Source organism: Streptomyces marokkonensis (genome assembly GCF_039539045.1).
Taxonomy (GTDB): Bacteria; Actinomycetota; Actinomycetes; order Streptomycetales; family Streptomycetaceae; genus Streptomyces; species Streptomyces marokkonensis.
Window position 1 is genome coordinate 1 of the sequence record NZ_BAABCQ010000184.1, and the last position, 14,896, is coordinate 14,896.

3 protein-coding genes are annotated in these 14,896 nt (G+C 73.8%); all 3 read right to left on the minus strand.

Going from position 1 to position 14,896, the window contains the following annotated elements; genetic code table 11:
* A partial coding sequence (locus ABEA26_RS30860) for a type I polyketide synthase (protein ID WP_425587922.1) occupies positions 1–1,716 on the minus strand: 1,716 nt, incomplete at its 3' end.
* Positions 1,713–12,614 (minus strand): type I polyketide synthase, encoded by a 10,902-nt coding sequence (locus tag ABEA26_RS30865; RefSeq protein ID WP_425587923.1) that lies wholly within the window; start codon positions 12,612–12,614, stop codon positions 1,713–1,715. The genes ABEA26_RS30860 and ABEA26_RS30865, both read right to left, overlap by 4 nt.
* 48 nt (positions 12,615–12,662) lie before the next feature.
* The coding region (locus ABEA26_RS30870) for an SDR family NAD(P)-dependent oxidoreductase (RefSeq protein WP_345596726.1) at positions 12,663–14,896 on the minus strand (2,234 nt) is incomplete at its 5' end.

Consider the following 14,896-nt stretch of genomic DNA (forward strand, 5'->3'; position numbering starts at 1 on the left):
CGCCGACAACGCACCCGCCAAAGAGTCCGCGTCATCCGCGAGCACCACCGCACGGTGGCTGAACCTCGTCCGGCCCGTGGCGAGCGAGAGTCCGAGGTCGGCGATCCCGATCTCCGGGTGGCTCGCCAGATGTGCCTGTAGGCGGCGGAGTTGGTCTTCCAGGGCCTGTTCCGTGCGGGCGGACACGACGACCGGGAGCGGCACGCCGTCCAGCGGTGCCCTGCGATCCGTGTCCTGCCGCTCGCCCTCCAGGCACTCCGCCCGGGGCCCGCCCTCCTCCGGCGGTGCCTGCTCGATGATGGCGTGCGCGTTGGTGCCGCTGACGCCGAAGGAGGAGATGCCGCCGCGGCGCGGCTGGCCGGTCTCCGGCCAGGGCGCGGGGTCGGTCACCAGGGCCATGCGCCCGTCGGACCAGTCGATGTGCGTCGTGGGGTTCTCGACGTGCAGGGTGGGCGGCAGCGTGCCGCGCTGCACGGCCATGACCATCTTGATCAGTCCCGCCGCCCCCGCGGCGGCCTGGGTGTGACCGATGTTGGACTTGACCGAGCCGAGCCACACCGGGCGGCCCGCGGGGCGGTCCTTGCCGTACGTGGCGGCCAGCGCCTGCACCTCGATCGGGTCGCCCAGCGTCGTGCCGGTGCCGTGCGCCTCGACGAGGTCGACCTGGGCCGGGGACAGGCGTGCGTCGGCCAGGGCCTGACGGATGACGCGCTGCTGTGCGGGGCCGTTGGGGGCGGTCAGACCATTGGACGCGCCGTCCTGGTTGATCGCCGAGCCGCGGACGACGGCCAGTACCTGATGCCCGTTGCGCCGCGCGTCGGAGAGCCGCTCGACGAGGAACATGCCGATGCCCTCGCCCCAGCCCGTGCCGTCCGCGTCGGCGGAGAACGCCTTGCAGCGGCCGCTGCTCGACAGTCCGCGCTGCCGGCTGAACTCCGTGAAGGCGCCCGGGCTCGACATCAGGGTGACCCCGCCGGCCAGCGCCATGGAACACTCGTTCCGGCGCAGCGACTGGCAGGCCATGTGTAGCGCCACGAGCGACGAGGAGCAGGCCGTGTCGACGGTGACGGCGGGGCCGTTGAAGCCGAAGGTGTAGGCGACCCGGCCGGAGGCGACGCTGCTGGTGTTGCCGACGCCGAGGTAGATCTCGGTGCCTTCCGGCGGGACGAACACCGTGCTGCCGTACCCCTGGTAGGAGGTGCCGACGAACACGCCGGTCTGGCTGCCGCGCAGGGTCGTCATGTCGATGCCCGCCCGCTCCACGGCCTCCCACGACGCTTCCAGGACGAGCCGCTGCTGCGGGTCCATCGCCAGCGCCTCGCGCGGTGAGATCCCGAAGAACTCGGGGTCGAAGTCGGGGATGTCGTAGACGAAGCCGCCTTCGAGCGTGTAGCTGCGGGCGGGTTCGTCGGGGTCCCGGAAGAACAGTCCTTCGAAGTCCCAGCCGCGGTCCTGGGGGAACGGGGAGAGCGCGTCGGCCTTCGACATCATGATCTGCCACAGGTCTTCGGGGGCACGCACGCCGCCCGGGAAGCGGCAGCTCATCGCGGTGATCGCGATGGGCTCGCCGGCCTTGGTCTCGGCGGCGTGCAGCCGGCCACGGGTCTCCTGCAGGTCTGCGGTGACCCGCCGCAGGAAATAGCGGAGCTTGTCGTTGTCGGTCATGGCCTGGGGTTCCCCTCGGAGCGGTTCGGTCGGGCGTTGCGGTGCGTTCACGAGATGCCGAACTCCTTGCCGAGGAAGTCGAAGATTTCTTCGTCGCTCGCGGTGTGCAGGTCCTTGGGCGCGGCGGCCGGTTCCGCGGCGAGACGGACATCGCCCCACTTCGCGAGCATGTCATTGAGCCGCAGCGTGATCCGTGTGCGCTGCTCGTCGTCGGAGCCCATGGCCGCGAGCAGGTTCTCCAGGTGGTCGATGCCCGCGAGCACGGGTGCGTCGGAGGCGCCCGCCGTGTCCAGGACGAACTCGGACCCCAGGTACGCGGCCAGTTCGGCCGGGGTCGGGTAGTCGAAGACGAGCGTCGCGGGGAGCCGGAGACCGGAGGCCGCGTTGAGCCGGTTGCGCATGTCGACGGCGATAAGCGAGTCGAAGCCCAGCTTCTTGAACGCCATGTCCGGTTCGACGGCCGCCGCCGACGCATGGCCGAGCACGGCCGCGGCGTGGGTGCGGACCAGGTCGAGCACCACGCGATCGCGGTCCTCCTCGGAGAGCCCGGCCAGACGCTGTGCCAGACCGACTCCGCCGGTGCCGGCCGCGTCGTCGCTCGCGGCGGCGCGCGGCGCCGCGGCACGGACCAGCTTCCGCATGAGCGGCGGCAGCGTGCCGGCCGCCGCCTGGGCGCGCAGGGCCGTGAGGTCCAGGCGCACGGGCAGCAGTAGCGGTTCGCCGGCCGCCGTGCCGAGGTCGAAGAGGGTGAGGCCGGCCTCGGTGCTCAGGCCGGTGACTCCGCCGCCGCTCATGCGGCGCACCTCCGCGTCGCTGAGGTGTCCGGTCATGCCGCTGGCCTGCGCCCAGAACCCCCAGGCGAGGGTGGTGGCCGGGAGTCCGGCCGCGTGGCGGTGGTGGGCGAGCGCGTCCTGGAAGGCATTGGCCGCGGCGTAGTTGCCCTGGCCGGAGCTGCCGAGGGTGCCCGCGGCCGAGGAGAACATCACGAACGCCTTCAGCGCGCGGTCCCGCGTCAGCTCGTGCAGGTGCGCGGCGGCGTCGACCTTGGGGCGCAGCACCGCGTCGAGGCGTTCGTCGGTGAGCGAGGTGATGACACCGTCGTCGAGGACGCCCGCCGCGTGCACCACCGCGGTCAGCGAGTGCGCGTCGTCGATGTCCTCCAGGACGCGGGCCAGTTGGTCCCTGTCCGCCGTGTCGCAGGCGACGGCGTGCGCGTCGGCGCCCGCGTCGCGCAGTTCGGCAAGCAGTTCGGTGGCGCCGTCGGCGGCGGCGCCCTGCCTGCTGAGGAGCAGCAGGTGTCGTACGCCGTGCCGGTCGACGAGGTGGCGGGCGAGGGAGCTGCCCAAGGTGCCGGTGCCACCGGTGATGAGCACGGTGCCTCGGTCGTCGAAGGCGGTGTCGGGCGCGGGGTCGGCCGCCGGTCCGGTGCGGGCCAGGCGGGGCACCAGCACGGTGCCGTCACGCAGGGCGAACTGCGGCTCGGGCAGGGTGAGCGCCGCGGGCAGGGCCTGCCACGAAGCCTCGCTGTCGTCGGCGTCCACGAGGACGAACTGGCCGGGGTGTTCGGCCTGCGCCGAGCGGACGAGACCCCAGGCCGGCGCGGCGGTCAGGCCGTCGACGGTCTCGCCCGCGGTGGTGGCCACCGCGCCCGAGGTGCGGATCACCAGCCGCGCGGCGGTGAGGCGTTCGTCGGCCAGCCAGCGCTGGAGCAGGGCGAGCGTGGCGCGGGCGACCGTGTGCGCGTCCCGCGCGATGTCTCCCGTCAGGTCAACCGTCCCGGCGCCGCCTGTGGTGAGGGCGTCGAGGGAGACGACCACGGTGTCGGGCAGCGGGGCGCCCTTCTCGACCTCCGTGAGGAGTGCGGGCAGGTCCGGGTGGGTGTCCGCGCGTACGCCCGCCGCGCTGAGGGGCGCGGAGTCGGCGCCCAGGACCGCCCAGTGCAGGCCCGTGGGCGCGGCGGCCGCGGGGGCCTCGGCCCACTCCAGCCGGAACAGCGAGTCGTGGTCGCCGTGTCCCGCGGTCTTGAGCTGCCGGGGGTCGACGGGTCGCATGTCCAGGGAATCGACCGTCGCCACGGGGGCGCCTGTGCCGTCGGCCACCTGGAAGGCGATGCCGTTGGCGCCGCTCGGGGAGAGCCGCACCCGCAGCACGGACGCTCCGGTCGCGTACACGCGCACACCGCGCCAAGCGAACGGCAGCCGCGGCTTGCCCGCGTCCTCGCCGCGCCCCTGCCCCGGGCCGAAGGTGCCGAGGCCCATCGCCTGCAGGGCGGCGTCGAACAGGGCCGGGTGCAGCCCGAAGTCGGCGGCTTCGGCTCGGCTGTCCTCGGGCAGGGCCACCTCGGCGTAGATGTCCGCGCCCGACTGCCAGGCGGACCGCAGTCCTTGGAACATCGGACCGTAGTCGAAGCCGAGCAGCGCGGCCTGTTCGTAGACGCCTTCGAGCTCCAGCGCGGTGGCCGCGGGGGGCGGCCAGGCCGTGAAGTCGAAGCCGGGGTCCGGCGTGCCGTCGCTGATGGCGAGCACTCCGGTGGCGTGCCGTAGCCAGGGGCGTTCGCCGGGGCCTTCCGCGGCGGAGTCGGCGGGGCGGGAGTGGACGGTCAGCGGGCGGTGACCGGTACCGTCCGGCGCCCCCACCACGAGCTGCACCTGGATGGCGCCCCGTTCGGGCAGCACCAGCGGGGCTTCCAGGGTGAGTTCCTCCACGAGGTCGCAGCCGACCTGCTCGGCCGCGCGCAGGGCCATCTCCACGAAGCCGGTGCCCGGCAGCAGGATGGTCTCCATGACGACGTGGTCGCCGGTCCAGCGCTGTGTCTGCGCCGACAGCTGTCCGGTGAGCAGATGGCTGTCCGTGTCGGCGAGCGTCACCGCGGCGGCGAGCATCGGGTGGTCGGTCGCGCCGAGCCCGATGGAGGCCGCGTTGCCCGGGCCGCCGGTCCTGATGGGCAGCCAGTAACGGCGGTTCTGGAAGGCGTACGTGGGCAGGTCGACCCGCCGTGCGTCGCGTCCGGCGAACAGGGCCGTCCAGTCGAGGCCGGCCCCGTGGACGTACGCGGTGGCCAGCGACGTGAGGAACCGTGCGGGGCCCCCGTCTTCGCGGCGCAGGGAGCCGAGGACGGCGCCGTGCGCCTGTACGTCGTCCAGGGTCTCCTGGAGTCCGACGGCCAGGACGGGGTGGGGGCTGATCTCGACGAAGACCGAGTGGCCGGAGCGGAGCAGTCCGCGGGTGGCCTCTTCGAGCCGGACGGTCTGGCGCAGGTTGCGGTACCAGTACTCGGCGTCCATGACTGTGGTGTCCAGAAGTTCACCGGTCACCGTGGAGTGCAGCGGCACGTCCGAGGCGCGGGGGGTGATGCCGGACAGGGCTTCGCCGAGCCGCTCGTGGATCCGCTCCACGTGGGCGCTGTGCGAGGCGTAGTCGACGTCGATCCGCTTGGCCCGCACGCCCTCGGCGGTGCAGGTGGCGAGCAGGTCGTCCAGTGCGTCCGTGTCGCCGGAGATCACGACGGACGAGGGTCCGTTGACGGCCGCGACGGACAGCCTGCCGTCCCAGCGGGCGATCCGTTCCCGCACCCGGTCGACGGGTTCCGGCACCGATGCCATGCCGCCGAGGCCGGAGAGGTCCAGGATCGCCTTGCTGCGCAGTGACACCACGCGGGCGGCGTCGTCCAGGGACAGCGCGCCGGCGACGCAGGCGGCGGCGATCTCGCCCTGCGAGTGGCCGACAACGGCCGCGGGTGCGACGCCGCCCGCCCGCCACAGCTCGGCGAGCGACACCATCACCGCCCACAGCGCGGGCTGTACGACGTCGACCCGGTCGAAACCCGGTGCGCCGGGGGCGCCGCGCAGCACGTCGAGCAGCGACCAGTCGGTGTGCGCCGAAAGGGCCGTCGCGCACTCGCGCAGTCGCTCGGCGAACACCGGTGAGGAGTCCAGGAGTTCGAGGGCCATGCCCGCCCACTGGGCGCCCTGGCCGGGGAAGGCGAAGACGACCTTGGGCGGTTCCGCGGGGGCGCTGCCCTGGACGAGTCCGGGGGCTCCGGTGCCGTCCGCGAGGGCGGCGAGCCCGTGCAGCAGCCCGTCCCGGTCGCCCGCGACGAGCGCGGCCCGGTGGGCGAGCCTGGCGCGGCCGGTGGCCAGCGACCAGCCGACGTCGGCGAGGGCTGCGTCCTCGTGGGCCAGCAGGTGCGAGCGGAGCCGGGCGGCCTGGTCGCGCAGGGCGTCCGCGGAGCCGCCGGACAGCACGAACGGCAGCGCGGGCGTGCCGATGAGGGGCTCGTCGGCGGCCGTGGCCGGTGCGTCCGCCGCCGGGCCGGCGGCGGGCTCCGTATCCGCGTCGTCGCCCTGTTCGAGGACGACGTGCGCGTTGGTGCCGCTGATGCCGAAGGAGGACACGGCAGCGCGGCGCGGCCTGCCGGTCTCGGGCCACGGCACGGCTTCCTGGAGCGGCGTCACCGCGCCGGCCGTCCAGTCGACGTGGGAGGTCGGCTCGTCCAGGTGGAGGCTGCGCGGCGCCGTTCCGTGCCGCATCGCCATGACCATCTTGATGATCCCGGTGACGCCCGCGGCCGCCTGGGCGTGGCCGATGTTGGACTTGATGGAACCGAGCAGCAGCGGCCGTGCGGCCGGGCGGTCCTGGCCGTAGGTGGCGAGGACGGCCTGGGCCTCGATGGGGTCGCCGAGCTTGGTGCCGGTGCCGTGCGCCTCGACGACGTCGACGTCCGGGGTGCCGAGCCCCGCGTTGGCCAGGGCCTGGCGGATGACACGCTGCTGGGACGGGCCGTTCGGTGCCGTAAGGCCGTTGCTCGCGCCGTCCTGGTTGATCGCCGAGCCGCGGAGCACCGCGAGCACCGGGTGGCCGTTGGCGCGGGCGTCGGACAGGCGCTCGACGAGCAGCACGCCGACGCCCTCGCTCCAGCCGGTGCCGTCGGCGGACTCGGCGAAGGCGCGGCAGCGCCCGTCCGAGGCGAAGCCGCCCTGCCCGCTGAGCCCGGCGAAGCCGGCCGGGGTGGCCATGACCATGACGCCGCCGGTCAGCGCCAGCGAGCACTCGTCCTGCCGCAGCGCCTGGGCCGCCAGGTGCAGCGCGACCAGCGACGAGGAGCAGGCGGTGTCGACGGTGACCGCCGGGCCCTCGAGTCCGAACGTGTAGGAGACGCGGCCGGAGATGACGCTGGCGGTGGTGCCGGTCAGGATGTACCCGGCGTTGCCGTCCTCCGCCTGTTGGAGCAGGCCGGTGTAGTCCTGGCCGCTGGAGCCCACGAAGACGCCGGTGCGGGAGCCTCGCAACGAGGTCGGGTCGATGCCCGCCGCCTCGACGGCCTCCCAGGCGGACTCCATCATCAGCCGCTGCTGCGGGTCCATCGCGATCGCCTCTCGCGGCGATATCCCGAAGAACGCGGGGTCGAAGTCGCCCGGGGCGGCGAGGAATCCGCCGCTGAGCCCCTCGATGTCCCAGCCGCGCTCGGCGGGTACGTCGGTGATGGCGTCCACGCCGTCGGCCACCAGGCGCCAGAGGTCCTCGGGGGTCTCCACGTTCCCCGGCAGCCGGCAGCTCATGCCGACGATGGCGATGGGTTCGTCACTGTCGACGGCCCGGATCGGGCCGGGGATCTGCGCGGATGCGGCCGGTCCCGCCAAGAGCGAGGCCACGTGCGCGGCGAGCGCGGCGGGGGTCGGGTAGTCGAAGACGAGGGTGGAGGGCAGCCGCAGCCCGGTGACGAGGTTCATGCGGTTGCGCATCTCGATCGCGGTGAGCGAGTCGAAGCCCAGGTCGCTGAAGGCGCGTCCGGCGCCGATCTCGTCCTGTGCGGCGTAGCCGAGGACGGCGGCGGCCTGGGCCCGCACCAGGTCGAGGACCGCTGCCGCGCGGTCGTCCTCGTCAAGGCCCGCCAGTCGCTGCGCGAGCGGTTCCTCGCCGGAGCCGCCGCTGTGCGCGGCGGGCCTCGCCGGCAGCCGCACCAGGCCGCGCAGCAGGGGCGGCACGGCGTCGGCCGTGGTGGCGCCGCGCAGCCCGGACACGTCCAGGGGTGCGGGCACCAGGACCGCGTCGTCCAGGGTGCGTGTGACGTCGAACAGGGCCAGGCCGTCTGCCGACTCCAGCGAGCCGACTCCGGACCTGCCGATCCGGCTCAGCTGGGTGTCGTCGAGGCCCGCGGCCATGCCGCTGCGCTCGGCCCACAGGCCCCAGGCGAGCGAGGTCGCGGCGAGGCCGCGGGCGCGGCGGTGCTGGGCGAGGGAGTCCAGGAAGACGTTGGCCGCGGCGTAGTTGCCCTGTCCCGCGCCGCCGAGGGTGGCGGCGACCGAGGAGAACAGGATGAACGCGGACAGGTCCAGGTCTTCGGTGAGTTCGTGCAGCGCGACCGCGGCGTCCACCTTGGGCCGCAGCACCGCGGTGACGCGCGCCGGCGTCAGCGCGTTGAGCACGCCGTCGTCGGTGATGCCCGCAGCGTGCACGACGGCGGTCAGCGGATGCTCGGCAGGGACGGCGGCGAGGAGCTCACCGAGCCGGGCGCGGTCGGCGACGTCGCAGGCCGCGACGGTCACCGTGGCACCGAGGCCGGTGAGTTCGGCCTCCAGTTCGGCCGCGCCCGGCGCCTGCGGGCCGCTCCTGCTGACCAGCAGCAGCCGCTGGACTCCGTGCGCGGTGACCAGGTGCCGGGCGAACAGCTTGCCGAGCGTGCCGGTGGCACCGGTCATCAGGACGGTGCCGCCGGACCTGCCGAGGAGCGGTGCGTCGGCGGGGGTCTCGGGCGTCGCCGCCCGGGCGAGCCGGGGCACCCGCACCTGTCCCGCCCTGATGGCGCACTGCGGTTCGCCGGCGGCCAGGGCCTGCGGGAGCGCGCGGTGCGACGCGGGCAGTCCGTCGAGGTCGACGAGAGTGAACCGGCCGGGGTTCTCCGATTGCGCCGAGCGGATCAGGCCCCATACCGTGGCCTGCGCAACGCCCTCGACCTCGTCGGCGGCGGTGGCGCCGACCGCGCCACGGGTGATGAAGACCAGGCGGGTGTACGCGAACCGGTCGTCCTCGACGAGGATCTGCGAGAGCGCGAGGGCACGGGCGGCGGCTCCGTGTGCCGACTCGACCGTGTCCGTGCCGGGTACGGGCACACAGGGAACGAAGAGGACGTCGGGCACGGGCCCGCCTGCCTCGACGGCCTCGCCGAGCTCGACGAGGTCCGGGTACCGCAGGTTGGCGGGCAACCCGAAGGCGGTGTCACCGAGGACTGCCCAGCCGCTGGTGTCCGGCGCCGTGCCGGTCTCCGTGAGCACCGGCCACTCGACGCGGAAGAGACGATCGTGGTGGGCGCTGCGGGCGACGTCGAGCTGCTCGGCGGAGACCGGGCGCAGCGCCGTGCCCTCGACGGAGGCGACGGGCGCACCGTTGTCGTCGGCCAGCGCGACCGACACCGTGTGGCTGCCGGTCGGGGTGAGCCGCACCCGCAGCGCGGCGGCGCCCGCGGCGTACAGCGATACCCCGGCCCAGGAGAAGGGCAGCCGCTCCTGGCCGGACTCCGTGTCGTCGCCGGATCCCAGCATGGCCCGTGAGTGCATCGCGGCGTCGAACAGGGCGGGGTGCAGGCCGAACCTGTCGGCCTCGGCGGCCGGTTCCTCCGGCAGGCGTACCTCCGCAAAGACCTCCTCGCCGCGCCGCCACACCGACCGCAGGCCCTGGAAGGCCGGCCCGTAGCCGTAGTTGGCGGCGTCGAGCCGGGCGTAGAAGTCGTCCATGGGGATCTCGACGGCCTCCGGGGGCGGCCAGGTGGTGAAGTCGCTCCAGTCGGGTGCCGCGGCCTGGCCGGGGGCCAGCACTCCGCCGGCGTTGCGGATCCAGCCCTCCTCGCTCTGTGCGTCGTCGGCCCGCGAGTGGACGTACAGCTCGCGATGTCCGTTCTCGTCAGGGGTGCCCACGCTCATCTGTACGGCGATGCCGCCTTCGGCGGGCAGGATGAGCGGCGCCTCGAGGTTGAGCTCCACCACCTGCCCGCAACCGAGTTGGTCGCCGGCGTGGACGGCCAGCTCGACGAAGGCGGTGCCGGGCAGCAGGACGGTGCCGAGGACGGTGTGGTCGGCGAGCCAGGGGTGGGTCTGCAGGGAGAGCCTGCCGGTGAACAGCATGCCGTCGTCGCCGGCCAGGGCGACCGCGGCGCTGAGCAGCGGGTGTTCGGCCGAGCGCAGCCCCATGGCGGTGGCGTCGCCGACCCAGGCGGCGGGCAGCTTCGGCCAGTACGAGGCCCGCTGAAAGGCATAGGTGGGCAGCGCGGTCACGTGTGCGCCGGTGCCTTCGAAGAGGGCCTTCCAGTCCGGGCCGCTGCCGTGGACGTGCAGTTCGGTGAGGGCGGTGACGAGCGCCTGGCCCTCGGGCCTGTCCGTGCGCAGCGCGGGGACGAAGGCGGGCTCCGCGGCCCCCGCGGCGAGGTCCGTCAGGCAGTCCTGGCCCAGGGCGGTCAGTACGCCGCCGGGGCCGATCTCCAGGAACGCGGTGACGCCGTGGCCGACGAGCGCCCGGATGCCGTCGTGGAAGCGGACGGCCGCACGGACGTGGCGCACCCAGTAGTCGGGGTCGGCCAGTTCCTGGGCGGCGATGACGCCGCCGGTCACGTTCGAGACGATGGGCAGTTCGGGCGCGTGGAACTTCAGGGTTCCGGCGAACTTCCCGAACTCTTCGAGCATGGCGTCCATGTGCGGCGAGTGGAAGGCGTGACTGACCCGCAGACGCTTGGTCTTGCGCCCCTCGCCCTCGAAGTGCGCGGCGATCTCGAGCACTGCGTCCTCGTCGCCCGAAATAACCGTGGCTCGCGGGCCGTTGAGAGCGGCGATGGACACGCCCTCGACCAGCAGCGGCAGCACCTCGTCCTCTGCCGCCTGCAGCGACACCATCGCCCCGTCCGTCGGGAGCGCCTGCATCAGACGGCCCCGGGCCGCCACGAGAGCGGCAGCGTCTTCGAGTGACAGCACGCCGGCGACGTACGCGGCCGACAGCTCGCCGATGGAGTGGCCCAGCAGGTAGTCGGGCTTCACGCCCCACGACGTCACCAGTTCGAACAGCGCGACTTCGAGTGCGAACAGACCGGCCTGCGTGAACCGCGTCTGATCCAGCAGGTCGCCACCGGCGAATACCACCTCGCGAAGGGGCTGGTCGAGGTGCCGGTCCAGCTCGGCGCAGACCGCGTCGAAGGCCTCGGCGAACACCGGGAAGGCGTGGAGTTCACGCCCCATGCGGGCGCGCTGTGAGCCCTGCCCGGAGAAGAGGAAGCCGAGCAGTCCGCTCTCCGGGGCGGTGCCGCGGGTCACGCCCGCGGCCGGCTCCCCGGAGACGAGCGCCCGCAGGCCGCGCAGCAGGCTCTCGCGATCCGTGCCGACGACGGCGGCCCGGTGGTCGAGGGCCGCCCGGCTGGTGGCGAGCGAGAAGGCCGTGTCCAGCGGGCTCGCGTCGGTGGTCTCCGCGTACGACAGGACCTGCGCGGCTTGCTCCAGCAGGGCCTGTTCGGTCTTGCCCGACACCGTCCACGGCAGCAGGGGAAGCACGGCCTCCGGGCCGGTCTCCCGCGGGGCGGAGTTCTCCGCGGCGGGCGCCTCCTCGATGACCGTGTGGGCATTCGTCCCGCTCATGCCGAGCGAGGAGACACCGAACCGCTTCGGGCGGTCCGTGACGGGCCAGGGCGTCGGCTCGGTCAGCAACCGCACCGCGCCGGCCGTCCAGTCGACGTGCGGGGTGGGCTCGTCGATGTGCAGCGAGCGGGGCAGCGTCCCGTGCCGCATCGCCTCGACCATCTTGATGATGCCCGCGACGCCGGCGGCCGCCTGGGTGTGCCCGATGTTGGACTTGACCGAGCCAAGCAGCAGCGGCCGGTCAGCGGGCCGGTTCTGCCCGTATGTCGCGAGCAGCGCCTGCGCCTCGATGGGGTCGCCCAGTGTCGTGCCCGTACCGTGCGCCTCCACCGCGTCGACGTCCGCCGGGGACAGTCCGGCGTTGGCCAGGGCCTCTTGGATGACGCGCTGCTGCGAGGGCCCGTTGGGGGCCGTCAGACCGTTGCTCGCGCCGTCCTGGTTCACCGCGGAACCGCGTACGACCGCGAGGACCTGGTGGCCGTTGCGGCGCGCGTCGGAGAGGCGCTCCAGGAGCAGCAGGCCCGCGCCCTCGGCCCAGCCCGTGCCGTCGGCAGCCTTCGCGAAGGCCTTGCAGCGGCCGTCCGTGGCCAGGCCGCGCTGCCGGCTGAACTCGATGAACGCACCGGGTGTCGACATGATCGTCACGCCGCCGGCCAGCGCCAGCGAGCACTCGCCCTGCCGCAGCGCGTGCGCGGCCAGGTGCAGCGCGACCAGCGATGACGAACAGGCGGTGTCGACGGTGACGGCGGGGCCCTCCAGGCCGAACGTGTAGGAGAGCCGTCCCGACACCACGCTGGCCGCCGTACCCGTCAGACCGTAGCCCTCGACGCTGTCCGGCGAGAACTGCAGCAGCGACGCGTAGTCCTGGCCGCTGGACCCGGCGAACACACCGACGCGCTCACCCGACAGCGACAGCGGGTCGATGCCCGCCCGCTCGAACGCCTCCCACGCCGTCTCGAGGAGCAGCCGCTGCTGCGGGTCCATCGACAACGCCTCGCGGGGGCTGATGCCGAACAGGCCCGGATCGAACTCCGTGGCCCCGTCGAGGAATCCGCCCGACCTCACATAGGACGTGCCCGCGGCGTCGGGGTCGGCGTCGTAGAGCCGCGTGGTGTCCCAGCCGCGGTCGTCCGGGAAGGGCGACATCGCCTCGCCGTCCTCGGCGACGAGCCGCCACAGGTCCTCGGGGCTCGCGATCCCGCCGGGGAAGCGGCAGCTCGTCGCGACGATCGCGATGGGCTGCTGCTCCTCGGACTCCACTTCGCGCAGACGCTGCCGGGTCTGGTGGAGGTCGGCTGTCACCCGCTTGAGGTACTCGAGGAGCTTTTCGTCAGCCACCATTACCGCTAACCCCTTTGTATAGAACCGAAGTACGGTGCCGTCGCATCAGGAGGCCCCGAGTTCGTTGTCGATGAATGCCAGGACCTCGTCGGCCGACGCCGACTGCAACTTCTCGGCGACGGCGGCCCCGTCGCCCCCCGCGGGATCCTCTTCCCAGCGGGCGAAGATGTCCCTCAGCCGTGCCGTGATCCGGAGCCGCGCGGTGCGGTCCGCGGAAAGCGTCGCGAGGCTCGCCTCGAGCCGGTCGAGCTCCGCGAGGACGGGCACGGCCTGCGGCTCCGCGTCGCGGCCCGCCTCGCTCTTGAGGAAGCCGGCGAGGATGACCGGCGTGGGGTGGTCGAACGCCAGCGTCACCGGCAGCCGCAGGCCGGTGCGGGTGCTGAGCCGGTTGCGCAGCTCCACGGCGGTCAGCGACTCGAAGCCGAGGTCCCGGAAGGGCCGCTTGGGTCCGATGGCCTCGACGTCGGTGTAACCCAGCGCCCCGGCCGCCTCGGTGCGCACCAAATCCAGGAGCATCTGGCCGAGTTCCATGTCCGAGAGCTCGGCCACGGCACGCCGGAACTCCGCCGCGCCGTCCGCGCCGGTGCCCCCGGCCTGCTCGGCCGCCCGCACGATCTCCCGCATCTGCGGCACATCACCGATCAGCGGGCTGGGCCGTGCCGCCGTGAGCGCGGGACCGAAGCGGTCCCAGGCGATGTCCGCCACCATCTGCGCGGGATCGTCCTGTGCCACCGCCCGGCACAGCGCCGTGAGCGCGGACCCGGTCGGCAGCGCGGCCAGTCCGCGCCGGCTCGCGCGCTCCAGGAACGTGTCGTCGTCGAGGGCGGGACCGCCCTCGGCCCACGGGCCCCACGCGAGGGACGTGGCGGCGAGTCCCAGGTCCCTGCGGTGCTCGGCGAACGCGTCCAGGTAGGCACCGGCCGCGGCGAAGGCTCCCTGCCCCGCTCCGCCGACCGTGCCGGCGACACCGGAGAACAGTACGAACGCCGACAGGTCGAGTTCCCGCGTCGCCTCGTGCAGGTTGCGCGCACCGGCGACCTTGGCCCGCAGGGCGTGGGCGAGACGCTCGGGTGTCAGCGCGTCGACGACCCCGTCGTCCAGCTCGCCCGCGGCGTGCAGCACCGCGGTGATCCGCTCCCCGTCGGCCGTCAACTTGTTCACCAATGCGGTCAGTTCTTCTCGATCAGCCACGTCGCACGCGGCGGATGTGACCCGCACGCCCGTCTCCGCGAGCTCGTCGCGCAGCCGCTCGGCACCCGGTGCCCGCAGTCCGCGCCGGCCGATCAGGACAATGTGGTCGGCGCCGCTGCCGCCGAGCCGGCGGGCCGCCCGCATGCCGATCGCCCCGGTGCCGCCGGTGAGCAGGACCGTACCCTCCGGCTCCCAGGCCCGGCCCGATGCCGTCGGCGGCGCGGGCAGCAGCCGCCGGGCAAACACCCCCGCCGACCGCACCGCCAGCTGGTCCTCGTCGCCGGCCACGCCGAGCAGCGCGCCCAGCCGGGCCACCGCGCGCCCGTCGAGCACCTCGGGCAGGTCGATCAGCCCGCCCCATCGGTCGGGGTGTTCGAGTGCGGCCACCCGGCCGAGACCCCACATCTGCGCCTGCGCCGGGCGCGGCGGACCGTCCGCGGGACCCGTGGACACCGCACCCCGCGTCAGGCACCACAGCGGCGCCGTCACGTCCGCGTCGCCCAGCGCCTGCGTCAGGACCAGCGTGGCGACCAGACCGGCCGTGGTCTCCGGCAGCCCGGGGGCCGGCTCCTCGTCCAGGGCGCACAGCGAGAGGACACCCTTGACGGCGGTGCGGTCGCCCAGCGCTTCGGTCAGCTCCCCGGCCAGCGTCGCGCGGTCGAGCACGTCACCCGGCACACACCGCACGACCTCGGCTCCCTGTCCGCGCAACCCTTCCGCGACGGCCTCGACGGCGTCACGGCCCGCCTCGGTCCCGGGCGTTACGAGGAGCCACGTCCCCCACAGGGACGCTGTGTTCTCGGCGAGCGGCTTCCAGCTGATGCGGTACCGCCAGGAGTCGGCGGCGACCGCGTCGCGCCGCTGCCGTCGCCACGACGAGAGGGCCGGAAGCACCTCGCCCAGCGGGGAGCCCGGCACCTTCTCCAGGTCGAGCGTCGCGGCCAGCGCCGCGAGATCGCCCTGCTCGACGGCCTCCCAGAACTGGGCGTCCACAGGGTCCACCGGGCCTGCGACCGGGAGGGCCATGGCCTCGGGCCAGTAGCGCCGGCGTTGGAAGGGGTAGGTGGGCAGGTCCACGTGGGTCGTGG